Origin of the sequence: Brachybacterium sp. YJGR34 (assembly GCF_003347015.1) — a bacterium.
GTDB lineage: Bacteria > Actinomycetota > Actinomycetes > Actinomycetales > Dermabacteraceae > Brachybacterium.
Map to the genome: position 1 here is coordinate 298,813 of NZ_PNFB01000001.1, position 23,311 is coordinate 322,123.

23 protein-coding genes are annotated in these 23,311 nt (G+C 73.4%); 14 read left to right on the forward strand and 9 right to left on the reverse strand.

The features are described from left to right. Positions 1-26: 26 nt before the first annotated feature. On the forward strand, positions 27-1,307 hold the full coding sequence (locus CXH06_RS01265) for a serine/threonine-protein kinase (protein WP_114853327.1): 1,281 nt from the start codon (positions 27-29) through the stop codon (positions 1,305-1,307). Between the two features lie 15 nt (positions 1,308-1,322). Here the strand turns inward: CXH06_RS01265 and CXH06_RS01270 are convergent, their stop codons facing one another. From CXH06_RS01270 to CXH06_RS01285, 4 genes are all read right to left on the reverse strand, one after another. Continuing rightward, positions 1,323-2,876, reverse strand: coding sequence for a serine hydrolase (locus tag CXH06_RS01270; RefSeq protein ID WP_114853328.1), 1,554 nt, complete (start codon positions 2,874-2,876; stop codon positions 1,323-1,325). 55 nt (positions 2,877-2,931) lie between these two features. Continuing rightward, the gene (locus CXH06_RS01275; protein WP_114853329.1) at positions 2,932-3,627 is read right to left on the reverse strand and encodes an SWIM zinc finger family protein; all 696 of its coding nucleotides are present in this window, start codon (positions 3,625-3,627) and stop codon (positions 2,932-2,934) included. Then, a complete protein-coding gene (locus tag CXH06_RS01280) occupies positions 3,624-6,641 on the reverse strand; it encodes a DEAD/DEAH box helicase (protein ID WP_114853330.1) in 3,018 nt (1,005 codons plus the stop codon). Before CXH06_RS01280 ends, CXH06_RS01275 begins: the two co-directional genes overlap by 4 nt. Positions 6,642-6,713: 72 nt before the next feature. Continuing rightward, positions 6,714-8,261 carry a chromosome partitioning protein gene (locus CXH06_RS01285; protein WP_114853331.1) on the reverse strand — a complete coding sequence of 516 codons (1,548 nt, stop codon included), beginning with the start codon at positions 8,259-8,261 and terminating at the stop codon, positions 6,714-6,716. 108 nt (positions 8,262-8,369) lie between these two features. On the opposite strand from CXH06_RS01285, the gene CXH06_RS01290 reads away from it, so the two are divergent. Then, positions 8,370-9,125, forward strand: a complete 756-nt coding sequence (locus CXH06_RS01290; RefSeq protein WP_114853332.1) for a protein phosphatase 2C domain-containing protein — start codon at positions 8,370-8,372, stop codon at positions 9,123-9,125. 678 nt (positions 9,126-9,803) lie between these two features. Here the strand turns inward: CXH06_RS01290 and CXH06_RS01295 are convergent. After that, on the reverse strand, positions 9,804-10,568 hold the full coding sequence (locus CXH06_RS01295; RefSeq protein ID WP_114853333.1) for a winged helix-turn-helix domain-containing protein: 765 nt from the start codon (positions 10,566-10,568) through the stop codon (positions 9,804-9,806). Between the two features lie 211 nt (positions 10,569-10,779). Here CXH06_RS01295 and CXH06_RS18695 point away from each other — a divergent pair, with 211 nt between their 5' ends. Then, positions 10,780-10,908, forward strand: coding sequence for a hypothetical protein (locus CXH06_RS18695; RefSeq protein WP_255411406.1), 129 nt, complete (start codon positions 10,780-10,782; stop codon positions 10,906-10,908). Positions 10,909-11,071: 163 nt separating this feature from the next. On the opposite strand, the gene upp is transcribed toward CXH06_RS18695, so the two are convergent. Further along, positions 11,072-11,710 carry a uracil phosphoribosyltransferase gene (gene upp, locus CXH06_RS01300; protein ID WP_114853334.1) on the reverse strand — a complete coding sequence of 213 codons (639 nt, stop codon included), beginning with the start codon at positions 11,708-11,710 and terminating at the stop codon, positions 11,072-11,074. 187 nt (positions 11,711-11,897) lie between these two features. On the opposite strand from upp, the gene tadA reads away from it, so the two are divergent. The 4 genes from tadA to CXH06_RS01320 all read left to right on the forward strand — a co-directional run bounded on the left by tadA (position 11,898) and on the right by CXH06_RS01320 (position 15,177). Continuing rightward, entirely contained in the window at positions 11,898-12,371 is a 474-nt protein-coding gene (tadA, locus tag CXH06_RS01305) for a tRNA adenosine(34) deaminase TadA (protein WP_114853335.1), read from the forward strand. Between the two features lie 84 nt (positions 12,372-12,455). Next, on the forward strand, positions 12,456-13,262 hold the full coding sequence (locus tag CXH06_RS01310) for an ABC transporter ATP-binding protein (protein WP_114853336.1): 807 nt from the start codon (positions 12,456-12,458) through the stop codon (positions 13,260-13,262). Continuing rightward, entirely contained in the window at positions 13,259-14,116 is an 858-nt protein-coding gene (locus CXH06_RS01315; RefSeq protein WP_114853337.1) for an ABC transporter permease, read from the forward strand. The genes CXH06_RS01310 and CXH06_RS01315 overlap by 4 nt, the downstream gene beginning before the upstream one ends. A gap of 35 nt (positions 14,117-14,151) precedes the next feature. Further along, positions 14,152-15,177, forward strand: coding sequence for an ABC transporter substrate-binding protein (locus CXH06_RS01320; RefSeq protein WP_114853338.1), 1,026 nt, complete (start codon positions 14,152-14,154; stop codon positions 15,175-15,177). Between the two features lies 1 nt (position 15,178). Here CXH06_RS01320 and CXH06_RS01325 read toward each other — a convergent pair whose 3' ends face one another. Continuing rightward, on the reverse strand, positions 15,179-15,811 hold the full coding sequence (locus CXH06_RS01325) for a response regulator transcription factor (protein ID WP_114853339.1): 633 nt from the start codon (positions 15,809-15,811) through the stop codon (positions 15,179-15,181). After that, positions 15,808-16,977, reverse strand: a complete 1,170-nt coding sequence (locus CXH06_RS01330) for a sensor histidine kinase (protein ID WP_114853340.1) — start codon at positions 16,975-16,977, stop codon at positions 15,808-15,810. The genes CXH06_RS01325 and CXH06_RS01330 overlap by 4 nt, the downstream gene beginning before the upstream one ends. 164 nt (positions 16,978-17,141) lie before the next feature. On the opposite strand from CXH06_RS01330, the gene CXH06_RS01335 reads away from it, so the two are divergent. Next, the gene (locus tag CXH06_RS01335) at positions 17,142-18,170 is read left to right on the forward strand and encodes a DUF4037 domain-containing protein (RefSeq protein WP_114853341.1); all 1,029 of its coding nucleotides are present in this window, start codon (positions 17,142-17,144) and stop codon (positions 18,168-18,170) included. On the opposite strand, the gene CXH06_RS01340 is transcribed toward CXH06_RS01335, so the two are convergent. Then, positions 18,167-18,727, reverse strand: a complete 561-nt coding sequence (locus CXH06_RS01340; protein WP_114853342.1) for a PadR family transcriptional regulator — start codon at positions 18,725-18,727, stop codon at positions 18,167-18,169. The genes CXH06_RS01335 and CXH06_RS01340 overlap by 4 nt on opposite strands. Positions 18,728-18,827: 100 nt before the next feature. On the opposite strand from CXH06_RS01340, the gene CXH06_RS01345 reads away from it, so the two are divergent. From CXH06_RS01345 to CXH06_RS01370, 6 genes are all read left to right on the forward strand, one after another. Further along, positions 18,828-19,472 (forward strand): NAD(P)-dependent oxidoreductase, encoded by a 645-nt coding sequence (locus CXH06_RS01345; RefSeq protein WP_157975547.1) that lies wholly within the window; start codon positions 18,828-18,830, stop codon positions 19,470-19,472. Beyond that, on the forward strand, positions 19,469-19,861 hold the full coding sequence (locus tag CXH06_RS01350) for a hypothetical protein (RefSeq protein WP_114853344.1): 393 nt from the start codon (positions 19,469-19,471) through the stop codon (positions 19,859-19,861). Before CXH06_RS01345 ends, CXH06_RS01350 begins: the two co-directional genes overlap by 4 nt. Before the next feature lie 63 nt (positions 19,862-19,924). Next, positions 19,925-20,941 (forward strand): methionine ABC transporter ATP-binding protein, encoded by a 1,017-nt coding sequence (locus CXH06_RS01355; protein ID WP_157975548.1) that lies wholly within the window; start codon positions 19,925-19,927, stop codon positions 20,939-20,941. Next, positions 20,941-21,633 carry a methionine ABC transporter permease gene (locus CXH06_RS01360; RefSeq protein ID WP_114853346.1) on the forward strand — a complete coding sequence of 231 codons (693 nt, stop codon included), beginning with the start codon at positions 20,941-20,943 and terminating at the stop codon, positions 21,631-21,633. The genes CXH06_RS01355 and CXH06_RS01360 overlap by 1 nt, the downstream gene beginning before the upstream one ends. A 31-nt stretch (positions 21,634-21,664) precedes the next feature. Then, positions 21,665-22,510, forward strand: coding sequence for a MetQ/NlpA family ABC transporter substrate-binding protein (locus tag CXH06_RS01365; RefSeq protein ID WP_114853347.1), 846 nt, complete (start codon positions 21,665-21,667; stop codon positions 22,508-22,510). After that, positions 22,510-23,304, forward strand: a complete 795-nt coding sequence (locus CXH06_RS01370; protein ID WP_114853348.1) for an SDR family NAD(P)-dependent oxidoreductase — start codon at positions 22,510-22,512, stop codon at positions 23,302-23,304. The genes CXH06_RS01365 and CXH06_RS01370 overlap by 1 nt, the downstream gene beginning before the upstream one ends. Positions 23,305-23,311 lie beyond the last annotated feature (7 nt).

The following is a 23,311-nucleotide window of genomic DNA, read 5'->3' on the forward strand; positions in this document are numbered from 1 at the left end:
GGCCGCCCCCGTATGCTGGGAGAATCATGGCAGACGTACTAGTGGGACGCTTCGCGCTCATCGACCTGATCGCCAAGGGCGGCTCCGGGTCCGTGTGGCGCGCCTGGGACTCCAAGACCAAGGAGCTCTGTGCCGCGAAGGTCCTGCGCCAGCGCGATTCCGCGGATCTCATGCGCTTCGTGCGGGAGAAGGGCGTCAGCTTCGATCATCCGCATCTGCTGACCCCCTACGGCTGGGGCGCGGAGGACGAGCACGTCGTCATCGCGATGCCGCTGGCCTCCGGCGGCACCCTGGAATCGGTCGTCAAGACGCGGGGGAAGCTCGCCGAGCCCGCCGCGGTGGTGATCCTCGACCAGCTGCTGGACGGACTCGCGCACGTCCATGCCGAGGGCTGGATCCACCGCGACGTGAAGCCGGCGAACATCATGTTCGAGCCGCGGGGTCGGGCCTTCCCGGTCTCCCGGCTCGCCGATTTCGGCATCGCGGTCCATGAATCCGACGTCCGCTTCACGCATGTCGGGATGGTCAACGGGACCCCCGGCTACATGGCCCCGGAGCTGTTCGCCATGGCCGAGCCGGCGCCCTCCCACGACCTCTACGCCGCCGGGGTGGTCGCGCTGGTGGCGCTCAACGGGAAGATCGCCCTGCACGACGGCGCCTTCCGGCCCGATGAGCTCAGCCAGCACCTGCGCGGTGTCACCCCCAAGCTCTCCGCCGTGATCCGCAAGCTGGTCGCCCCGCAGCCCGAGGACCGCTACCAGAGCGCGGAGGAGGTGCGGCGCGACCTGCCGCGCGTCCCGCAGGGCTACCCGCTGACGCATGCCGACGGCGCCCCGCTGGACTTCCAGGACACCCTGGATCCGCTGCCGCCGGACGCCCCCGGGGCGGAGCGGCCGGAGCGCCCGGCGCCGCAGGTGGCCTCCGCCTCGATGGAGGCGATCCGGGCCGGCCAGGTGCAGCAGGGCTACACCGCCGGGTCCCCGTCCCCGCACACGGGACCGCAGTGGGCCGGACAGACCACGCCGGGCTCGCCGCCGCCGCAGTACACGCCCTCGACCTATCCCGTCACCACGACCCAGTCCGGTCCGGGCGGCCCGGGGCCCGGCGGCGGGGGGCGGGGCTCCAGCGGCACCCTCATCGCCGTGGGGCTCGGGATCGGCGCCGCCGTGGTGCTCGGAGCGATCGTCGCGATCGTGCTGGTGATCGTGTTCAACCAGAACCCCGCCTCCGCGAGCGACCTCGGCGCGACGCTCACCGCCCTCGAGGCGGCACCGCCCGGCGCGCCGCCGGCCGACGCCGCCCCCTGACGACCCGTCGCCGGATCAGGCCCGCCGGGCGACCGCCGTGGTCTCGAGCGCCTGGATCCGGGCCGTGCGGCGCGGATCCATGAGCAGGTCGATCCGCAGCGCCGGGGCGCCGTCCCCGTCCCCCGGCACCGTCCAGCGCAGCTGCGCCGGTGAGAGCACCTGCGCGTCCTCGGGCCGCAGGGCGTCCAGCGCTCCGGCGGGCAGGCCCGTCGCGGCGAGCGCCGCCTCCAGCCGGCGCCGTCGCTCCGATCGCGGGGTGTCAGGATCCATGTTGCCGGCGAACCATGCCGTCTCGGGGGATTCCTCCGGAGCCCCGGCACGCAGCCAGGCCAGCGCCGCTCCGGCCGCCTCGAGGGTGCGCGGGGCCGCGGCGGGGGCGCGCCGGGCCAGCAGCTCGGGCCGCTCGCTGCGCAGGATCCGCAGCGCCTGCATCGACAGGGCGGTGGCGGGGGCGTACTTCGAGTTCGCGAGCGCCACCACCCCCACGCCGGAGTCGCGGTGCCAGACCATGAAGGAGCCGTAGCCGGGGTAGCCGCCGGAGTGGGAGACGACCTCGCCGAGGTCCGGGAACTGCTCGACGACCAGGCCCAGGCCGTAGCCGCGCACGCGGTCGAAGCCGGGGGAGCGTCCGTCCTCGCCGGCGGGCAGGGCAGGCATCGGGTGGTGGCGGTGCAGCTGCTGCATCTCGCGACGGGAGGCGGTGGACAGCCCGCCCACCTCGCGCTGCGCGGCGTCGGGGGCATCGGCCGCGGCGAGGAAGCGCACCCAGGCGGCCACGTCCTCGACCGTCGAGAACAGCCCGGCCATCGCGCCGTACACGCCCGGGGCGTCCAGCGGCACGGCCTCGAAGCGGGTGGCGTCGGCGCGGTCGGCCAGCCGGTGCCCGGTCGCCAGGCGCGAGGCGTCGATCTCCTCGATGCGGAAGCCCGTCGACGCAAGACCCAGCGGGGTGAGGAAGCGGCGGCGGATCTCCTCGGGGTAGCTGCTGCCGGTGACCTCGTCGATGACCCGGCCCAGCAGCGCGTAGCCGGTGTTGGAGTACTCGAAGCCGGACCCGGGACGGTGCACGCGGCCGAGGCCGCCGCGCAGGACCTGCGCGAACTGCTCGCGGGTCAGGGACTCCTGGCGATCGCCCCAGGGGTTGTCGGTCACCAGGCCGCCGCTCATCGTGAGCAGGCTGCGCAGGGTGGGCTCGCGGTCGTCGGCCTCGAGCGCGAAGGCGCCGGCGGCCTCGGGGACGTGGACGGAGACCGAGTCGTCCAGGCGCAGCCGGCCCTCGTCGCGCAGGGCCAGGATCGTGGCGGCCGTGAAGGACTTCGTCATCGAGGCGATGCGCGAGACGGTGCCGCGGTCCATGGGGGCGGAGCCGGGGACCGGCCGGCCCTCCTGGAGAGCGCGGTGCCCGGCGGCGCCGTGGGCGAGGATCGCCTGCTCCTGCGCATGACCGCCGATGACCGCCCAGGTCACGCCGGCGGTCCGGTGGGCGGTGACGGCGTCCTCGAAGAGCGCGGTCAGCGCGGCGGCGGTGGAGGTCTCGGACAGGGGAGCGAGTGTGCTGGTGGTGGGCATGATCCTCACTCTAGGACGTCCTCGGGCCGGGTCCCGCCCGCACGGCGCGCGCCCGTCACTGCGGCGTCGGCGGCTCCGGCGTCCCCGTCGGAGCGCCCCGCGAGCCGTAGAAGCTCGCGATGATCCCCGCCGGGCCGTCGCCGATCACCTCGGCGAGCAGGTCCGGGTTCGTCAGGGTCGCGTCAAAGGCCTCGGAGCGCGGGGCGGCGTCCTCGGTCTCCGCCGGAGGGGCCACGAGGTCCTCGAGGGCCAGCCCGCGCAGCTGCAGCAGCAGCACCGGCTCCGCGTCCACGGCCTCCACCAGGACGTAGACGAGTGCGGCGACATGGCGGCAGGGCCCCGGCCAGTCCAGGCACGAGCAGTCGTGGGTGAGCTCGGAGGCCTCGCGCGGCAGCAGGGAGAGCGCGGAGCGGGCCAGCTCTGTCTCGACGTCCCGCGGGTACTCCCCGCTCGCCAGGCGAGCGGGCAGCTCCGGATGCGCATGGGCGACGCGCAGCAGGTCGCGGCGCTCGTCGGCGCGCAGGACGGGCAGCTCGAGGCGCGCGTGGTACAGCGCGCCGTCGGCATCCAGGACGTCCCCGCGCGCGAGACCGGCGGCGACGTCGAGCCACTGCACGCGGCCGGCGCGGGCGTCGGCCCTGCCTCCGCCGGCGCGTCCGGTCCCCAGCAGGGCCTCGGCCGCCTCCCGCAGCGCGACGGCGTGCCAGGCCACCCCGATCGGCCCTCGGCGCGAGCGCAACGTGATGCTCATGCGCGCTCCCCTCCGTCCTCGTCGAGCGTGAGCAGGTTCAGCAGGTCGTCGTCCTCGAGAGTGGCCAGCCAGTCCTCGCCGGGGCCCACGGCGAGGTCCGCGAGCGCCTGCTTGTCCCCGAGCACGGTGTCGATCTTCTCCTCGACGCTCCCGGCGCTGACCAGCTTGTTCACGAGGACGTCGCGGCGCTGGCCGATGCGGAAGGCGCGGTCGGTGGCCTGGTTCTCGACCGCCGGGTTCCACCAGCGGTCGAGGTGGACGACGTGGTTGGCCGCGGTGAGGGTGAGGCCGGTGCCGCCCGCGCGCAGGCTCAGCAGCATCAGTCCGGGCCGGTCGCGGTGCTCCTGGAACTCGGCGACCATCTGGTCGCGGTCGTGCTTGGAGACGCCGCCGTGCAGGAAGGGGACGCTGAGCCCCAGGGAGGCGAACTTCTCCTCCCAGTAAGGCACCAGCAGGCGCCCGAACGCCGTGAACTGGGTGAACAGCAGCGCCTTCTGTCCCTCTGCGAAGGCGGTCTCCAGCAGGTCGTCGACCAGCTCGAGCTTCCCGGAGCGGTGCTGCCCCTCGCGCACCAGGGGCGAGCCGTCGCCCAGATAGTGCGCGGGGTGGTTGCACACCTGCTTCAGGCGCGTGATGGCCGAGACCACCAGGGTGCGGCGGGCGCTGCGGTCCGCCTCGGCGAGCTGGCCCTTCAGCTCCTCGACGATCGCCTCGTACAGCCCCGCCTGCTCCGGGGTCAGGTTCACCACGCGGGTGAGCTCGATCTTCTCCGGCAGGTCCGCGATGATCGAGCGGTCCGTCTTCAGCCGTCGCAGGATGAAGGGCGAGGTGACGAGCTTGAGACGGCGGAGCGCGGTCTCGTCGCCCGCGTCCTCGATGGGCGATGCCACCCGGTCCTCGAAGGTCGTGGCGCTGCCCAGCAGCCCGGGATTGACCACCTCCATGAGGGAGTGCAGGTCCGCCAGGCGGTTCTCCACCGGGGTGCCGGTCAGGGCCAGCTGGTGCGGGGCGTGGAGGGAGCGGGCGGCACCGGTGACCTGGGTGCCGGGGGTCTTCACGTGCTGCGCCTCGTCGAAGACCAGGCGGTGCCAGGGCACGGCGGAGAGCACTCCGAGGTCCCGCGAGAGCAGCGAGTAGGTGGTGATCACGAGGTCGAGGTCGGCGGCGCCGGCCACGAAGGACTCGTCCCGCAGCCGGCTGCCGCCGTGGTGGACGTGCACGGCGAGGTGCGGGGCGAAGGTCGCGGCCTCGCGCTGCCAGGCGCCCACCACGGACATCGGGCAGACCAGCAGGGTCGGGCCGACCCCGCCGTCCTGCTCCCGCTCACGGCACAGCAGGGCGAGCACCTGCATGGTCTTGCCGAGCCCCATGTCGTCGGCGAGGATCCCGCCGAGGTTCTGCCGGTCCAGCGCCCACAGCCAGCTCAGGCCCTCGAGCTGGTAGGGGCGGAGGGTGGCCTGCAGGGTGCTGGGCGACGGCAGCGGGTCCGGGCCCTCGGCGCCGGGCAGCAGCCGCGCCAGGCCGTTGCGCCCTCCGGCGGTCAGGGCGGCGACCCCGAAGTCCACGTCGGCGGCCTCGGGGGAGAGGATGAGGGAGAACATCTCCAGCCAGGGCGCCCGTCCCGTGACCTCGACCGGCAGCGGTGCGGGCTCGAGCGGCGCCGGGCCGGGCCGGGGGAGAGGACGGGCCGGCGGGCGCGCGCCGGGCTGCTCCCGGGTCCGGCGGCCGAAGGCGTCGAGGAACTTCTCGGCGGCGCGCAGGGTGGTCGCATCCAGCCGGACCCATTGCCCGCGCAGCTGCACCAGCTCGGACTGGGCCTCGCGGATCTGCTCCATCTCCTCCTCGGTGAGCTCGGTCTCGCCCACGGCGACGCGCCAGCGGAAGGAGACCATCGCCCCGAGCCCCACCGCGGAGCCCGTGCGCTCCGCGGAGGGATCCTCCTCGACCTCCTGGGGGCGCAGGGTGGTCCGCTGCTTCGTCCAGTCGCGGGGGAGCAGGACGGTGACCCCGGCCTCCTCGAGCGCGGGGGTGTCATGGCTGAGGAAGGCGGAGGCCTCGGCCGTGCTCAGCAGCCAGTCGGTGCCGGTGTCGTCCACGGCCGCGCCGCGCACGGTGGGGGCCAGGCGGAGCACCGCGGCGGAGGCCTCGGCGGCGCCGGCGGCGGTGAGGTCGCCGACGGCCCGCAGGTCGGCGACCGGATGGACCGCCCCGTCGGCCTCCCGCAGGCAGGTCTGGAGCGGCCAGGCGGTGCCCAGCGGGGGCTCGAACAGTCGCACCACCAGCTCGGAGCGCGTGGAGGTGAGCTGCACTCCGGGCCGGCCGGAGTCCACGAAGGCGTCGAAGGCGGCGGTGAGGCGGCGGCGGACGGGCAGCTCGGCATGGAGCTCGCCCTCGTCGGCCAGCGCCCACAGCACCCCGAGCCTGTCCTCGGCCGGCGGGTCCGCCTGGCGCAGGTGCGCGGCGAAGGCGGCCCGGGCATGCGCATCGACCAGGGCGTGCAGCAGCTCCGGGGCGTCCCGCTGCGGGGCGCGCCACTGCATCACCGGACGGCCGTACCGCTCGCCGGCCCGGGCGCGCAGGTGCCGCTGCTCGACGAGCTCGAGGGCCCTCAGATCCAGCACGGTCGCGGCCACGAGGTCCGGCATGGCGATGAGGTCCTCGTCCAGGCGTGCGGCGGCGCCCTCGCCGATCAAGGTCGTGACCTGCTCGGCGAAGGCGTCGCCGAAACGCTCCTGGAGGCGGTCGGTCACCGCTCCCACCAGCGCGGTCAGGGCCGTGCCCTCGAGCGGCAGGGCGGGGACGCGCCGGGTGCCCTCGCGGCCGGGGACGCGCACACGGTGCCGGAGACGATCCGGTGCCTCCTCCAGGGCACGGGCGAGGCCCGGCGGGGCCGCGCGGCGCAGGTCAGCAAGCTCCTCGAGCGCGCGCGAGCGGCCGGGAGCGGTCTGCTCCCGGACCCACAGCGCGGGGCCCAGGTCCTCGTCGAGGACGAGGTGGAGACGGCGTGCGGGCATGGGCCCCAGACTAGGCCCCGGCGCCGACATCCGCCCGGGAGGGGCCGGGCCTGTGGACGGCCGGGCGGGGGCTCAGAGCCCGTCGACGATCAGCGCCGTCGCGTCGAGCCAGGCCTCCTTGGTGGCCGGGGAGACGCGCGACCAGTCCAGGTGGGAGCCGTCGACGAACTGGGGCTCGTAGGGCACCTCGGTGACCGCCCGGGTGTGCGCGCCGAAGTGGGCGAGCAGGCGGCTGCGCAGGGACTCGTCGAACCTGCCCTTCGCACCGTGCGACAGGATCGTCACCGCGTGCTCGACCTGATCTGCCAGACCCGTCGCCCGCAGCTCGTCGATCATCCAGGCCGCGGCGTTGAAGGTGTCCTCCCGGACGGTGGAGACGATCACGAGCTGGTCCGCGCTCCGCACGGCCGCCAGCCAGTTCGAGGCGCGCACGTTGTTGCCGGTGTCGATGACCTTGATTCGGTAGAAGCGCGAGAGCGCGTCGTCGAGGCCCGCGAAGGCCTCGCCGTCGATCGAGGCGGCGGAGCCCGGGTCCTCGTCGGAGGCGAGGATGTCGAAGCGCATCTCGCCCTGCGGGCGCACGTACGGGTCGAGGTCAGCGCTGCTGGCCTCCGGGGCGCGCAGACGGTCGATGTCGTGCAGCAGGTCCACCGCGGTGCGATGGTGATCGGTGGGGATGCCCCGCCATCCGAGCGTTCCCCGTGTCTCGTTGTTGTCCCAGGCCAGCACGTTGCCGCCGCGGGTCACGCCGAGTGTGGCGCCGACCATCAGCGAGGCCGTGGTCTTGTGGGCGCCGCCCTTGAGGTTCACCACGGCGATGTTCCGCGGGCCGTCCAGCGGCCGACGGATCCGCTCCAGGCGCTCCGTGTCCGAGCGCTCCTTGCGGCCCGGCGGCGGGGAGATCAGGCCGCGCGTGAGGCGGGTGAGGACTCCCTGCCATCCGCGGGTGGCCCGCACCGACGTCGGACGCGCGGTGGACCTCTGCAGGTCCTGCAGGGTGGGCCGGCCGTCGTCGGCGGCGGCGGGCGCGGTGCGCGCGGGCAGCGGGCGCTTCGGCGGAGCCGCGTCGCTCTCGGCCTCCTCGGCCGGGGCCGGGGAGGCGGACGATGCCGACGGCGCCGAGGACGCCGAGGGTCCCGAGGGGGCCGACCGCGCGGACCCGGAGGAGGCGGCGGCCCAGGCGCTCCCGGAGACGGGGGCGGGAGCGTCGGTGCTGCCTGCACCCCCGGGATCCGGCATCGCGGCCGCCCGTCGGCGGTGGGTGCGGGCGGGGCGCAGCCCCGTGATCTCCCCGGTGGCGGTCCCGATCGCCTCCTGCTCCGCGGTGCTGTCGGCGGAGGCGGGCGAGAGCGGGTCCTCGAGCGCCGGGCCGAAGGGCGGGCGGTCGTCGCCGGTGCGGCCCGTGATCCGACCGGAGGGCTCGACGCGCAGGTGGTGGTGGACGTCGGGCTCCACGATCACCACGTCGATGGCGTGCTCGACCTCTTTCGCGGAGGCGATGAACGCCTGCTTCACCTGATCCCGGATCTCCGCCAGATCGGCCCCGGTGATCTCGAGGGTCTCGTCGGCGAGGTGCACTGCGGCCGTGGTGTCGGAGGTGATCCGCGCCTGGGCGATCATCGGTGGTGTCCCTTCCGCATCCTGAGCGCCGCCGACGTCCGGGGAGGCCGACGGCAAGGTCGGCCCCACTCTACGGGGAGCTCGGCGCCGTCTGCGTACAGTGGCGCCGTGCACACCACCCTGCTGAGCGACCCTGCGATCCCCGGCGCCGACGAGGACGCCGGCGGCGTCCTGGGAGAGGTCGCCGTGGTGCTCGACGGCGCGGGCGTGCCCCGGCGATACCGCGCCGGCTGCCATCACTCGGTGGCCTGGTTCTCCCACACCCTGGCCGCGCATCTGCTGGCCGGGGCCCAGGACCCGCAGACCCCCCTCGCCACGGCGCTCGCCGGGGCGATCACGACGGTGCGCGCGCTGCACGCGGGGGAGTGCGATCTCGAGGCCGGCGGGCCCTCGGCGACGGTCGTGGCGGTGCGGCGTCGGGAGGACCGCCTCGAGCATCTCGTGCTGTGCGACTCCTCGCTGCTGCTCGAGCGGCGCGACGGTGGCGTCGTGCGGCTCACCGATCCTCGGGTCGAGCAGGTGGTGCGCTCCGAGCGCAGGGCCGAGGCGATCGAGGCCCGGCGCAACGTCCCGGGCGGCTTCTGGGTGGCGCGGCACGAGCCGGAGGCGGCCCAGCAGGCGATCGTCGGTCACACCCCGCTCGCGGAGCTCGCCCGTGCGCACCTCGTCTCCGACGGCGTCACCCGGGCCGTCGATCTGCTCGGGATCACCGACGAGGAGGGGCTGGTCGCGGCGCTGGCCACGGACCCGTGCGCGCTGCTGAACACGCTGCGCGCGGCCGAGCGGGCGCTGCCCGAGGACCGGCGCCCGAGGAAGCCGCACGACGATGCGACGGTGCTCACACTTTCGCCGACCGTTCCCTGACGGGGCGGTCCGACGCTGGGAGACGCCTGCACGGCGGCGCGGCGGGATGAGGGTGCGACGGCCGTCGCGGGCCCGATGGGGAAGCGGTTGTCTCCTCGTGTTTTGGTGTGCGGATGACGAAGCCTTGGGGCCGCGACAACCGAGTGCCTCCTCCCAGAACCCTGCATGTCACCTGCGAGAACACGCCAACGGCCTCGTTTACAGAGGGACGGGGAGGGCCTAGACTCGACCGCATCAGGACGTGCTCCCGACGGGGTCCGATTCTGGTGATAGTCTCCGAGCAGTCGGAGAACGTTGAAAACTTTATAGATGTGTCGCTTCCCAAGACCCCCCTCCTGGGGAGCGGCCAGACGGGCACAACGCCAGGTTCCCCCACCTATGGCAGCCCGTCCCGCCTGCTCGCCCGCACCCACCCCTGACGGACGACAGGCCTGATGAGCGGTCCGTGAGCCCCCGACACCGTCGAGGAGAGCTCCGGGCCGCTCATCGCTTTCCCTGCCCCCTTCGCGCCGCACGCCGACGCGCGGGGAGAGCGCGTCCGTCCACGGTGCAGGCACCTTCACCGTGGAATCCGGCGGTATTCCACGGTGAAGGTGCCTGCGCGCGCCGCGAGGTCCTCGCAGCTCAGGCGGTGTTCTCTGGCTGATCTCCTGCCGCTCGTTCCTCGCAGCTCGTCGATCAGCCGAGGATCGCGACGTCGCTGCCCGGGTCCAGGCGGTAGCCGGCGCCGCGGACGGTCGAGATGAGGCGGCGGTAGCGGCCCAGCTTGGTCCGCACCCGGCGCACGTGCACGTCGACGGTGCGCTCGCCGGTGTCCTCGGGCGCCTCGGCCCACACCGTCTCCATGAGATCCGTGCGCGAGAGGGTGCGACGCGAGTTGCCGGCCAGCTGGGCGAGCAGCTCGAACTCCTTGTAGGTGAAGTCCACATCCTGTCCGTCGATGCGCACGCGGCGCCCGAACAGGTCGATCACCAGGCTGTCCTCCGGGGCGGAGGAGGGGCTGGAGGGGCTGACCGCGGTCGCCTGGAGGGCGCGGCGGCGAGCCGCCTCGGCGTCCCGGCGCGCCGGCGAGTTCGGGGAGACGACTCCGCCCCGGCGCGGGCGCAGCGGGCTCACCGCGGCGGCGCCCTGGGTGCGCGGGGGCAGCGTGCGGGACCCCGGGCGGGCGGTGCTCGCGAAGGCGCTGGGGCTGTTGACCGAGACGGTCGTGCGCCCGTCGCGGGCGGCGACCAGGCGGGTGGCGTGGGTGCGCAGCTCGTCGGCGACCAAGGCGGCCTCGACGTCCCCGGTGCCGGCGGGGAGGGTGACGGACACGGTGACGGTGACGGCGTCGTCCGCGACCCGGGGGCGGGGTCGGGGCGCAGCGCCTCCCACCCGGTACAGCGGGCGGGCGGGGGTGTGATCGGCGTGGGGGGCGGTGGGGCGATCCAGGGCGATGGTCATGATGCGAGTTCTCCGAGGGGCGGCGCGTTCTGCGCGGCGGCTGGTGGACCCGGGATCCCTGGGAGATCGACGCCGTGCGGCGGATCGTTCAGGGGTGTGCTCCCGGTAGCACCTGGAGCCCGCGCCTTCCGGCCGGCTCCTGTCAGCCGACCTCGGTGGAGTCGTGAGCGCTCAGAGGCTCGGCTGACGATGCATCATCGGCATCATCATCATGGACATCATCGAGCACATCACGGAGCGGAGCACCCGGCGGGTGCTCTGGCTGCGCGTGGCGATCGACGTCATGGCCGAGATCCTGCCCTGCCGCGCCCCGCGGGACAAGAGCGGGTTCGCATTCTGAGACGTGCGGGGCTGTCCGTGCAGGTCACAGCGATCCGGCAGGGGTTCGAGCCACATCGTGCCCGTCATCCGGCGCGGTGAGCGCCATCTCGTCGGCCCGACCGGGTGATGCCGTCCTGCCCGATCTCCTGCCGCTCGCGCCCCGCAGCGCGTCGATCAGATGATCAGTCGACGACGCCGAAGAGCCGATCGCCGGCGTCTCCGAGGCCCGGAACGATGTAGCCCTTCTCGTTGAGCTTCTCGTCGACCGCGGCGGTGACGACGGTGAGGTCGATCGCCGCGTCGATCTGCTCCTCCAGGGCCTTCAGGCCCTCGGGTGCGCACAGCAGCGTCACGCAGGTGATGTCCCGGGCGCCGCGCTCGTGCAGGTACTCGACGGAGGCGATGAGGGTGTGCCCGGTGGCCAGCATCGGGTCCAGCACGAAGCACTGGCGGCCCGAGAGGTCGTCGGGCAGGCGGTTGGCGTAGGTGGTGACCTCGAGGGTCTCGTCGTTGCGGACCATGCCCAGGAAGCCCACCTCGGCGGTGGGCAGCAGCCGGGTGAGCCCGTCGAGCATCCCGAGACCGGCGCGCAGGATCGGCACCACGAGCGGCGCGGGCTTGGTCAGGCGCGTGCCGGTCATCGTGGTCACCGGGGTGTCGATCTGCACCGGGGCGACGGCGACGTTGCGGGTGGCCTCGTAGGCCAGGAGGGTCACCAGCTCGTCGGCGAGCTGGCGGAACACCGAGGAATGGGTGGCGCTGTTGCGCAGCACCGTCAGCTTGTGGGCCACGAGGGGGTGATCGATCTCCAGGACGCGCATGGGGCGAATCTACCGGACGCCACCGGTGCGCCCGGTCGCGCAGGGGGTGCCCGGTCCCGTGAGTTCCGTGAGATCGAGCAAGATCCGTCCAGAGCGCCCTGCCCGGAGGTGCCGACGGCGGCCTGCTCGAGGCGCGTCGCGCCGTGCTCGGCGAGAGGCTCCGAGCGGAGCGGGCGAGAATGGGCCCATGACCCACCCCCTCACCGACGACGCGCTGATGGGCCTCGCGCTCGAGCAGGCCCGCGCCGCCGCGGACCGCGATCCCGCCGACGTCCCGATCGGCGCCGTGGTCCTCGCCGCCGACGGACAGGTGCTGGCCGCGGCCGGGAACCGCCGGGAGGTCGACGAGGACCCCACCGCCCACGCCGAGATCCTCGCCCTGCGCGAGGCCGCCCGCGTCACCGGCCGGTGGAACCTCTCGGGCGTGACGCTCGCGGTCACGCTCGAGCCGTGCACCATGTGCGCCGGGGCGATCGTCCTGGCCCGGGTGCAGCGGCTGGTCGTCGGCGCCGCCGACCCCAAGGCCGGCGCCGCCGGCTCCCTCTACGACCTGGTCCGCGAGCCGCGGCTGAACCATCGCGTGCAGCTCACCACCGGGGTGCGCGCCCCGGAGTGCGGTGACCTCCTGCGGGAGTTCTTCCGCGCCCGCCGGCGGCGCTGAGGCCGTCCGCTCCGCGGGCGCGGCCGGTGGTGCGGTGCCGCTCTGCCTACAGTGGTGGGTCTGCCCGAACCCGAGGAGTTGCCCATGAACGCCGCTGCGCCCCCTCCGGCGCCCGCCGAGCAGGCGGCCGTCGTCGCCGAGGACGTCTCGAAGGTCTTCTTCGCCGGGGGCGAGGCCGTCTGGGCCCTCGAGGACTTCTCGCTGACCCTCGAGCCGGGCTCCTTCACCTGCATCGTGGGCCCCTCGGGCTGCGGGAAGTCCACCTTCCTGCGGATCCTCGGGGGGCTCGAGGAGCGCACCGTGGGCACCGTCTCCCTCACCGACGACGGGCAGCGGATCCCCGCCGCCTTCGTCTTCCAGGAGCACGGGGTCTTCCCCTGGATGACCGTGCTGGACAACGTCGCCTTCGGGCTGCGGATGAGCGGCGCCGGGAAGGCCGAGCGCGAGGCCACCGCGCGCGACTGGCTGGCCCGCGTGCGCCTGACCGATTTCGCGGGCTCCTACCCCCATCAGCTCTCCGGCGGCATGCGCCAGCGCGTCGCGATCGCCCGCGCCTTCGCGACCGGCTCGCCGGTGCTGCTCATGGACGAGCCGCTGGGGGCGCTGGACGCCCAGACCCGCATGCTCATGCAGGAGGAGCTCATCGCCCTGTGGGAGCAGGAGCGCAAGACGGTCCTCATGGTCACCCACGACATCGACGAGGCGATCCTGCTCAGCGACCGGGTGATCGTCATGTCCGGCCGGCCCGGCACCCTGCGGGAGGACATCACCGTCCCCTTCGAGCGCCCCCGCTCCTTCGACATCGAGCGCAGCCCCGCCTTCGGCGAGCTGCGCGCCCGCATCTGGAACCTGCTGCGCGACGACGCCCGCACTGCCGAGGAGAGAGCATGACCGCCCCATCGCCCGACGTCGCCGCGGCCGACGCCGCGACCGAGCGCGAGCAGCGCACCCTCGCGGCCGCCTCCGCGCATCGCGCCCGTGAGAACCGCCTGCGCACCCGTGACCTGGTGCTCTCGATCGGCACCCCGGTGGTGCTGGTGCTGGCCTGGGAGATCTGCGCCCGCGCGCTCATCATCGACCCGCGGTTCTTCCCGCCGCCCACCACCATCCTCGCCGCCGGCTGGGAGATGGCCCTCAGCGGTGAGCTGTGGGAGCACACCGGGCCCACGCTCCTGCGTCTGCTGGTCGGCGGTGGGCTGGGCGCCCTGGGCGGCATCGTCATGGGCCTGCTGATGGGGTCCTCGCGGGCCCTCAACGCGGCGCTGGGCCCGCTGTTCAGCGCGCTGTACCCGCTGCCCAAGATCGCGATCTTCCCGATCCTGCTGATGATCTTCGGGCCCACCGAGCTGCCCAAGCTCATCGCCGTGTTCATCACGACCTTCTTCGTCATGCAGATCGCGACCGTCTCCGGCGTGTGGGCGATCGACCGCAAGCTCCTCGAGGCCGGCTCCGCCTACGGAGCCAGCGGATTCTCCCGCTTCCGCCACGTGGTGCTGCCCGGGGCGATGCCCTTCGTCTTCTCGGGTCTGAAGACCGCCACCGGCACCGCCGTCGTGGTGGTCACGGCGGTGGAGTTCACCGGCGCCTCGACCACCGGGCTCGGCTACCTGATCTGGAACTCCTGGCAGTTGTTCATCCCGGAGAAGCTGTACGTGGGCCTGCTGGTGATCGGCATCATCGGCGCCACTCTGACCGCCCTGCTCAGCCGCAGCGAGAAGCTGCTGCTGCCCTGGCGCCGCTCCTGATCCCCCTCCCCACCCCGCACCCCAAGGAATCCCCCATGCGACGACGCACCCTCCTCTCCCTCGCCTCCGCCACCGCGGCCGGTGGCGCCCTGGCCGCCTGCGGCCCCGCCGTGACCGGCGAGGACTCCGGCTCCGGTGCCGGTGACGCCTCGGGCACCGTCCGGGTGGGCCACCTGCCCTCGGCGCTGTTCGCGCCCCTCTACGTCGCCGACGCGATGGGCTTCTTCGAGGACGCCGGCATCACCGTCGAGCTGACCCCGCTGAAGTCCGGCCAGGACGGCATCCCGATGCTCTCCAACGACCAGCTCGACGTCATGGTCGCCGGATTCAGCGCCGGCATGTTCAACGCCCTCGACCAGGGGCTGGCCTTCAAGATCGTCGGCTCGATGGGCATCTCGCCGGGCGACCTCGAGAACTCGCCCACCGCGCTCGAGGTCGAGCAGTCCCTCCTCGACGACGGCACCGTGACCTCCGTGGCGGACCTGAAGGGGCGCGCCATCGGCGTCGCCGGCGGCCCGGGCGCCACCGGCGGCTACCTGCTGGCGGCCATGCTCGAGGAGGGAGGCCTGACCCTGAACGACGTCGAGGTCTCCAACCTCGCCACCCCCGATCAGCAGGCCGCGCTCGAGAACGGCTCGGTGGCCGCGGCCACCCCGTCGGCCCCCTTCTCGACCGCGATCGAGGAGGCGGGGATCGCCTCGCCGCTCGCCGTGCCCGCCCAGGGCACGACCGGCACCGGCGTCATCTACTCGGAGACCTTCCAGGGCGGGGACCTCGCCCAGCCCTTCTTCACCGCGCTCGCCCAGGGAGCGCAGGAGCTCTCCGCCGACGGCACGCAGACCGACGAGGTCTACGAGATCCTCGCCGAGACCCTGGGCCAGGAGATCGACGTCCTCAAGGCCTCGCCGATGTACTCCTACCTCGAGGACCTCGCCCCGCAGCCCGACCAGCTGGAGAGCATGCAGGCGGTCTGGATCGAGGCGGGGCAGATCACCTACGCCGAGCCGATCGACGTGGCCACCGTCGTCGACGCGAGCTTCGCCGAGGGAGCCTCCTCCTGAGTCAGATCCAGCCCTGCGCCCGCGCGATGGACACGGCCTCGTGCCGATTGGCGGCCTGCAGCTTCGCCTGAGCGCTCGAGAGGTAGTTGCGCACCGTGCCCTCCGCGAGGTGGGCACGGCGCGCGATCTGCTCGATCGGGGCGCCGTCGGCCGCGTACTCGAGCACGTCGGCCTCCCGCGGCGTCAGCGGCGAATCGCCGGAGGCGATGGTGTCCGCGGCGAGCTCCGGGTCGATGGCCCGCCGGCCGGCGGCGACCGAGCGCACCGCCGCCGCGAGCGCCTCGGCGCTGACGGTCTTGGGCAGGAAGCCGAGCACACCCTGGGCGAGCGCCCGCTTGAGGTAGCCCGGGCGGGCGTGCGAGGTGAGGATCAGGCAGCGGGTGGCGGGGGAGACCTCGCCGATCCGCGTGCACACCTCGAGGCCGTCGCCGTCCGGGAGCTGCAGGTCCACGATCGCGACCGTGGGCTGCTCCGCGCCGGCCAGGCGCACGCCCTCGGCGGCGGTGCCCGCCTCGCCGCGCACCGCCAGGTCCTCCTCGAGCGAGAGCATCGTGGCCAGCGCCGAGCGGATGAGGTGCTCGTCGTCGATGAGGATCACGGACAGCGGGGACGGCGAGGGGACGGCGGCGGTCATCGGGGGTCTCCAGAGGTATCGAAGCGGACATCGAGGGTGAAGCGGCCGTCCTCACGGCGCGTGGTGAGCGACGATCCCGGGCCGAGGCGCTCGCGCATGCCGGTCAGGCCCGCGCCCTCGTGCACCGCGCCGTCCTCGTGGACGCCGTCGTTGACCAGGCGCAGGCCCTCGGCGCCCAGGGCGATGCTCGCCTGGCGCGGCGCCGCGTGGCGGAGCATGTTCGTCCCGCCCTCCCGCAGCACCCAGGCGGCCTGCTCGGCGCGGTCTGCCGGCACGACCTGCGCGCCCCCGTGCACCTCGACCTCGACCTGGGCGGAGCGCAGCAGGGAGACGGTGCCGCGCAGCTCGGCCGCGAGATCCGCCTCCCGATAGCCGCGCACCAGCGCGCGGATCTCGGCGAGGGAGCCGCGGGCGATCTGGGCGACCTCGCGGCCGTGCTCGACCGCCCGGGGGTCCCCGCGCTCGGCGAGCTGGGCGACGAGCTCGGACTTCACGGCGATGACGGAGAGATCCCGACCGGTGACGTCGTGCAGATCGCGCGCGAAGCGCAGCCGCTCCTCGGCGACGGCGAGCTGCGTCTGGGCCGCGCGGGCGTCGTCGAGCTCGCGCACCACGGCGGCGAGCCACAGGGTGGCGCGGATCGTCGTCACCGCGGCGACCCCGACGGCCACGCCCACGGCGACGAGCGGCGCCGGAGCGCCCAGGCGGATGGCAGCGATGCCGACGGCGAGCGCTGCGGCGGAGCTGATCCACCACGGGGCGCAGATTCCCACGGTGCCCATCACCACGGTGGTCGCGGAGGCCAGCAGAAGGGCGTCGGATCCCGCCGTGAACGTGGCCACCGCGATGGCGGCACCGAGGGCGAGGACGATCACCACGCTGCGATCGGGCGCGATGCGGCCCAGCTGGGGCAGGTCCCAGCGTCCGTGCCGGAAACCTGCCGCTCCGGTGGACCAGGAGCGCATGGTGCGCCAGGTGGACCATGCCCCCGCGGCGATCTGGGCCACGAGCATCGCCGTGACGACCGGATCGGAGGACGCGAGCCCGGGAAGGCGGGCGCCCAGGAGCAGCAGGACCCCCAGCGGGGCCATGACCACCATCGTGAGCACGGAGTAGGCCGTGTAGGCGAAGAAGATGCCCCACTGACGGCCGCTGGTGGTGGTCACTGGTTCCCTTCCCGTCGGTCCTGGCGAGCTTAGCGGAGCCCGCCCCTCACTCTCTCCGACCAGCGGCACCGACCAGCAGGGCCGCAGCTCACCGAGCGCCCATGAGAAATGTCAGGGTCCGGAAATCCCATGACGGCGTGCCGCGGCGGGCCTAGCCTGCGGGCATGGCGGAGCAGATCACGGGAGCGGAGCTGGCGCGGAGCCTCTACGAGGAGGTGATCGCGCCCGTGGTCGAGGTCCCGCATGCGGCCTGTCTGATCGGCGAGGGCTCCGAGGTGCAGGGATTCGACGACGCGCGCTCCCGGGACCACGAGTGGGGGCCGCGGCTGCAGCTGTTCGTGGACGCTGACGACGTCGACCGCACCGCCCGCACGGTCCGCTCCGCGCTGCCCGTCCGGCACCGCGGATACCCGACGCGCTGGTTCTCCCTCGAGGCGGGGGAGGTGGCCGACCACCTCGAGATCATGACGCTCGCCCAGTGGATGGCGGCCCGCCTGCCGACGATCCCCATGGCCCCGGCGGACGCCGCGGACTGGCTCGCCATGCCCCAGCAGCACCTCCGTCAGCTCCTCGCCGGGCCCGTGCTCCACGACGACATCGGCGAGCTGACCGCGCTGCGCGGCGCCCTGGCCTGGTACCCGACCGACGTCTGGCGATGGATGCTGGCATGCCAGTGGCACCTCATGGGACAGGCGCACGCGCTGCTGGGGCGCACCCTCGAGACCGGGGACCGCCGCGGCGCCGCGCTGCTCTCCGCGCGGCTGGACGAGCTGATGATGGAGATGGCCTTCCTCCAGGAGAAGGTGCACCGGCCGTACGCGAAGTGGTTCGGCCGCGCGTTCGACGAGCTCGAGGTCGCCGCCGAGCTCGGTGCGCTGCTCGACGAGGGGGCCGGCGGCAGAGAGGCGGCGCTGCTGCTGCTCGCCCGGCGCCACGACGCGCTGGGCCTGGCAGAGCCCGTCGGCGGACGCATCGAGCACTTCGCCGTCGGTGTGAACGACGCCGTGCGCCCCTACCGGGTGCTCAACAGCGGCGAGCACATCGAGGCGCTGCTCGCGGCGATCGAGGATCCCGCCCTGCGCGCCCTGCCGCGCGTGGGATCGATCGACCAGCTCACCCACGTCGACGACACCCTCATCACCTTCACCACCTGGCCCGCCGCGCTCGCCGCGGACTATCGCCGCCAGCTCTAGCGGGGATCGTCGGCCATCACGTAGGCGCCCGCTTCGAGCCTCCCGATCAGTCCCTGCGTCCAGGCGATGGCCTCATCGGCCGACTGCGCCCAGAAGCGGATCGCCTCGATGTGGTGGGCCCAGTCCTCCTCCGGATGGCGCTCGTACTCACCGACCACCCGGGAGCGGCGCGCACGGTACGCCTCGATGCGCCGGTGCAGCAGCTCCACGGCGCGAGCCCGGGTGAGCACGGGCAGGAACCCGATGCCGGCCATGGTCTCGGCCATGTCGCGGCCGTCCGCGGACAGGGCCTGCTCGAGCAGCTCGACGAAGGCCGCGCGTCCCGCCGGGGTGGGGGAGTACTCGGTCCGCGTGGGCCCGGACGCTCCCGGGACGGGATCGGCGGTGACGATCAGGGCGTCAGCCTGCAGACGGCGCAGCGCGTGGTAGACGGAGCCCTGACCGAGGTTCCCCCACAGATCGGCGCTCCAGGACTCGAGGTCCTTGCGGATCTGATAGCCGTGCGCGGTCCCTCGCTCGATGATCGCGCCGAGGATCAGCAGTTTCGTGGCGGACATGCGGGCCTTCTCCCTCTCCGGCGGTGGGCGGCAGAGCGTTGACGTCGGTCTCCGAGTACCTTATGGTCTTCGTACAACTGTACTACCACGGGGAGCGTCCATGCATATCGTCGTCGCCGGGGCCACCGGGGCCACCGGCTCCCTCGTGCTCGAACGGGCCCTCACCGCCGGTCACCGCGTGACCGCGCTGGTCCGGGACGCCTCCGCCGCTCAGCTGCCACCCGGCGTCGAGGTCCAGCAGGCACAGGTGGTCACGGACCCCGACCTCACGCTCCCCGCCGACACCGACGCGGTGATCTCCGCGCTCGGCTCGCGCACCCCGAAGGATCCTCAGCCGGTCTGCGCGCCGGGCACGGCGCATCTCGTCGAGGCCCTGGGACGCCTGGGCGGCCGTCGCCGCCTCGTGGTCGTCTCCGCCTCGCCCGTGCACACGACGGGGGCGGGGGAGCCGTGGTGGTTCCGGTACATCGCCCGCCCGCTGGTGCGCCGGGTGGGCGGACCGCTGTACGACGACATCGCCGCGATGGAGGACGTGGTCCGCGCCGCGGGGCCGGACTGCGCCTGGACCATCGTGCGGCCCGGATATCTCGTCGACGCGGGGCCGACGTCGTACGAGCTGCTCCCGGAGCGGAACGCGAGCACGAGCGCCTGCCGGATCGATCTCGCCGACGCCCTGGTGACGCTCGCCGCCGACGACGGCGCAGCGGGTCGCTCCTTCGGTCTGACGCGGGGGACGGCCCGATGAGCGCCGGAGGGCCGGGAATCCTCCGTCTCGGCTTTCTGGCCGACGGTGCCTTCAAGCTCCTGGTGGCCGCGGCCCACCTGCTGCTGCTCCCGACGCTCGTCGACCTCCTGGGTGCTCCCGCCGGGATGATCGCCCTCACCGCGGCGATGGTCGCCCTGAGCGCGATCGCCGAGATCGTCTTCGCGCTCCGCAGCGGCGAGGGGACCCACACGAAGTACCTCATCGCCTACGACAGCGGATGGGTGCTCGCGACTGTGCTCGCGCTGATGCTCGGTTCGGGACCGGGAGGGTGGGTCTGGCTGGCCTTCCAGGCGGCGGCCTCCCCGGTGCTCGCCCTTGCCTTCCTCCGCGGCCGCGAGCAGCTCGTGACCTCGTCCACATCTCTGTGAGGTTTGTTGCCCCGGATGAACCAATGCTTCGGTCCGGGCGGGCCCGGGTGCTTGACTGCCGGGGTGATCACTCTCGACGGCCTCACGAAGGTCTTCCCCGCACCCGGCGGGGGAGACCCCGTCACCGCGCTCGAGGGCATCGACCTCCATCTCGACGAGGGGCGCGTGCACGGGATCGTGGGCCGTTCCGGCGCCGGGAAGTCCACCCTCATCCGCTGCCTCACCGGGCTCGAGAAGCCCACCGCGGGGCGCGTCGAGGTGGACGGCACGGACATCGCGGCCCTGGACGGCGCCGCCCTGCGCGCCGCCCGCCGCAACATCGGCATGGTGTTCCAGCACGCGAACCTGCTGGACTCCCGCACCGCGGCGCAGAACATCTCCCACCCGCTCGAGATCGCCGGCGTCCCGCGCGCGCAGCGGGAGGCCCGTGTCGCTGAGCTGGTGGAGCTCGTGGGGCTCAGCGGGCGCGAGCACAACCATCCCGCCCAGCTCTCCGGCGGCCAGATCCAGCGCGTGGGCATCGCCCGCGGCCTCGCCGCGGAGCCCAAGGTGCTGCTGTGCGACGAGCCCACCAGCGCGCTCGACGGCTCCACCACGCGCCAGATCCTGCGCCTCATCGCGGACCTGCGCGAGCGGCTGGGCATCACGGTCGTGATCATCACCCACGAGATGGGCGTGGTCCGCGAGGTCTGCGACACCGTGACCCTCCTGCAGGACGGGCGGATCGCCCAGAGCGGTGACCTGCTCGAGGTGGCCGGCGACCCGCACGGGCCGCTCTCCGGCGAGCTGATCCCGCTGCCGCCGGCGCCCACCGGCATCGACGCGGTGCTCGTCAACTGCGACTACGGCAGGACCGGCCGCTTCCGCACCAGCGAGGACCTGGTGCGCCTGGCCGACGAGCACGGCGCCGAGGCGCACATCGTCGCCGGCATCATCGAGACCATCAGCGGCACCCAGGTGGGGCGCGTCCAGCTGGCGCTGCAGAACCGCACCGGGGAGCCGATCAGCCGGGAGGGCCTGGCGGCCTTCCTGCACGAGCTCGACGCCGAGGGCGTCGTGGCGACGGAGGTGAGCGCCTGATGGAGTGGCTCCAGAACCCCGTGTTCACCACCTGGGACTCCAACACCAGCCTGTGGTCCAACGCGCTGATCACCCTGTACATGACCGCGGGCACGATGCTGTTCGGGACGCTGGTGGGCCTGCCCCTGGGCGTGCTGCTGTTCGAGACCGAGAAGGCCCAGGGGCGACTCGCCGGCTGGATCAACCGCACCGTCGGCTTCGCCGTGAACGTGGGGCGCTCCTTCCCCTTCATCATCCTCATCATCGCCCTGATCCCCCTCACCCGCCTGGTGGTGGGTCGAGTGACCGGGCCCAATGCGGCGATGTTCGCGCTGACGATCTCCGCGATCCCCTTCCTCGCCCGGCTCATCGAGATCAACCTCCGGGAGATCGCCGCCGGCAAGATCGAGGCGGCGGAGATGATGGGCGCCTCGCGCTGGCAGATCATCCGCCAGGTGCTCATCCCCGAGGCACTGCCCGGCATCATCGGCTCCCTGACCACCACCACGATCACGGTGATGGGCTACACCGCCATGGCCGGGGTGGTGGGCGGCAAGGGCCTCGGTGACCTCGCCACCCGCATGGGCTACCAGAGCTACGACAATGTGGTCATGGTCGCGACCGTCGTGCTGCTGGTGGTCATGGTGATCGCCGTCCAGGCGCTCGGCTCCGCCCTCGCGCGCTCGGTCGACCACCGCGCCCGTCAGTCCTGATCCCCGTCCCTCACATCCCTGGAGACTCCTCATGACCGCATTCCCCCGCCGCACCCTGCTGTCCGCCTCCGGCGCTGGTCTCGGCGCCCTCGCCCTCGCCGCCTGCGGCGGGGGCGCTCCCGAGGGCCCCGAGGAGGTGGACGGCGTCACCGAGATCACGGTGGGCGCGTCCCCCGCCCCGCACGCGCAGATCCTGCAGTTCGTGCAGGACAACCTCGCCGCCGATGCCGGCCTCGACCTGACGATCACGGAGTTCACCGACTACCAGATCCCCAACCAGGCGCTCAACGACGGCGACCTCGACGCGAACTTCTACCAGACCCCGAACTTCCTGGAGTCCCAGGAGGCGGAGAAGGGCTACGAGTTCCACGGCTTCGCGGGCGTGCACATCGAGCCGATGGGCCTGTACTCGGACAAGATCGCGAGCCTGGACGAGCTCAAGAACGGCGACGAGATCGCGATCGCGAGCGATCCGGCCAACCGCGGTCGTGGACTGAGCCTGCTGGCGGACAACGAGCTGATCGTCCTCGCCGAGGGCGTGGAGTCCGTCGACGCGACCACCGCGGACATCGACTCCAACCCGATGAACCTCCGCTTCACGGAGCTCGAGGCCGCGCAGATCCCCCGCTCCCTCGCGGACTTCGCCGCCGGCGTCGTCAACGGCAACTACGCGCTCGAGGCGGGGCTGAACCCCTCCGAGGAGGCCCTCGTGCTCGAGGCCGGCTCCGACAGCCCGTACTCGAACATGCTGGTGTGCCGCGAGGCGGACAAGGAGAACGCCGGCATCGTGGCGCTCGACGAGCTGCTCCACAGCGACGAGGTGCGTGCGTTCATCGAGGAGACCTACACCGACGGCTCCGTCCTCCCCGCGTTCTGATGGCTCCGAGCAGCGAGCAGCCGGCCTCCCGCCCGCTCGCGGGCCGTCGCGCGCTGATCACCGGGGCCAGCCGGGGGATCGGGGCGGACCTCGCCCGCGCCTTCGCGGCAGCCGGCGCCGATCTGGTGCTCACCGCCCGGGACGCCTCCGCCCTCGAGGACCCGGCGCGGCGCCTCGGCGAGGAGCACGGGGTGGCCGTCGAGACGCTCGCCGCGGACCTCGCCGACCCGGACGTCCCGGACCGGCTGTGGGAGCGGGCCTCGGGACTGCTGGATGGCCCGGGGACGCTGGACGTGCTGGTCAACAACGCCGGCATCTCCCACCCGGAGACCGTCGCCCAGCTGCGCACCGACCGCTTCGACGAGACGCTGCGGGTGAACCTCCGCGCCCCGAGCCTGCTCGCGGCGCGCGCCGGGGCGGCGATGGCGGAGCACGGCGGCGGGGCGATCCTCACGATCGCCTCCGCCGCCGCCCTGCGCCCCCTGGCCGAGCACTACGCCTACTCCGTGGCCAAGGCCGGCCTGGTCATGGCCACCCGCACCCTCGCCCTCGAGCTGGGGGCGAGCGGCGTGCGGGCCAACTCCATCTGCCCCACCGTGGTGCTCACCGACATGGGTCAGCAGGTGTGGGGCGATCATCCGGAGAAGTCCGCGCCGATGCTCGCCCGCATCCCGGCCGACCGCTTCGCGCAGCCGCGCGAGGTCTCCGACGTCGCCGTCTGGCTCGCCTCCGATGCCGCCTCCATGGTCAACGGCGCGGAGATCCCCGTGGACGGCGGGTACCTGATCAGCTGAGACGGCC

Excerpts from the sequence above, each read along its gene's own strand:
- CXH06_RS01265 (WP_114853327.1), top strand. The coding sequence starts at position 27 with ATGGCAGACGTACTAGTGGGACGCTTCGCGCTCATCGACCTGATCGCC.
- CXH06_RS01295 (WP_114853333.1), bottom strand. The coding sequence starts at position 10,568 with ATGACCATCGCCCTGGATCGCCCCACCGCCCCCCACGCCGATCACACC.
- CXH06_RS01365 (WP_114853347.1), top strand. The coding sequence starts at position 21,665 with ATGACCGCATTCCCCCGCCGCACCCTGCTGTCCGCCTCCGGCGCTGGT.
- CXH06_RS01270 (WP_114853328.1), bottom strand. The coding sequence starts at position 2,876 with ATGCCCACCACCAGCACACTCGCTCCCCTGTCCGAGACCTCCACCGCC.
- CXH06_RS18695 (WP_255411406.1), top strand. The coding sequence starts at position 10,780 with ATGGACATCATCGAGCACATCACGGAGCGGAGCACCCGGCGGGTGCTC.
- CXH06_RS01275 (WP_114853329.1), bottom strand. The coding sequence starts at position 3,627 with ATGAGCATCACGTTGCGCTCGCGCCGAGGGCCGATCGGGGTGGCCTGG.
- CXH06_RS01310 (WP_114853336.1), top strand. The coding sequence starts at position 12,456 with ATGAACGCCGCTGCGCCCCCTCCGGCGCCCGCCGAGCAGGCGGCCGTC.
- CXH06_RS01325 (WP_114853339.1), bottom strand. The coding sequence starts at position 15,811 with ATGACCGCCGCCGTCCCCTCGCCGTCCCCGCTGTCCGTGATCCTCATC.
- CXH06_RS01315 (WP_114853337.1), top strand. The coding sequence starts at position 13,259 with ATGACCGCCCCATCGCCCGACGTCGCCGCGGCCGACGCCGCGACCGAG.
- CXH06_RS01285 (WP_114853331.1), bottom strand. The coding sequence starts at position 8,261 with ATGATCGCCCAGGCGCGGATCACCTCCGACACCACGGCCGCAGTGCAC.
- CXH06_RS01280 (WP_114853330.1), bottom strand. The coding sequence starts at position 6,641 with ATGCCCGCACGCCGTCTCCACCTCGTCCTCGACGAGGACCTGGGCCCC.
- upp (WP_114853334.1), bottom strand. The coding sequence starts at position 11,710 with ATGCGCGTCCTGGAGATCGATCACCCCCTCGTGGCCCACAAGCTGACG.
- CXH06_RS01335 (WP_114853341.1), top strand. The coding sequence starts at position 17,142 with ATGGCGGAGCAGATCACGGGAGCGGAGCTGGCGCGGAGCCTCTACGAG.
- CXH06_RS01370 (WP_114853348.1), top strand. The coding sequence starts at position 22,510 with ATGGCTCCGAGCAGCGAGCAGCCGGCCTCCCGCCCGCTCGCGGGCCGT.
- CXH06_RS01320 (WP_114853338.1), top strand. The coding sequence starts at position 14,152 with ATGCGACGACGCACCCTCCTCTCCCTCGCCTCCGCCACCGCGGCCGGT.
- CXH06_RS01360 (WP_114853346.1), top strand. The coding sequence starts at position 20,941 with ATGGAGTGGCTCCAGAACCCCGTGTTCACCACCTGGGACTCCAACACC.
- CXH06_RS01350 (WP_114853344.1), top strand. The coding sequence starts at position 19,469 with ATGAGCGCCGGAGGGCCGGGAATCCTCCGTCTCGGCTTTCTGGCCGAC.
- tadA (WP_114853335.1), top strand. The coding sequence starts at position 11,898 with ATGACCCACCCCCTCACCGACGACGCGCTGATGGGCCTCGCGCTCGAG.
- CXH06_RS01345 (WP_157975547.1), top strand. The coding sequence starts at position 18,828 with ATGCATATCGTCGTCGCCGGGGCCACCGGGGCCACCGGCTCCCTCGTG.
- CXH06_RS01340 (WP_114853342.1), bottom strand. The coding sequence starts at position 18,727 with ATGTCCGCCACGAAACTGCTGATCCTCGGCGCGATCATCGAGCGAGGG.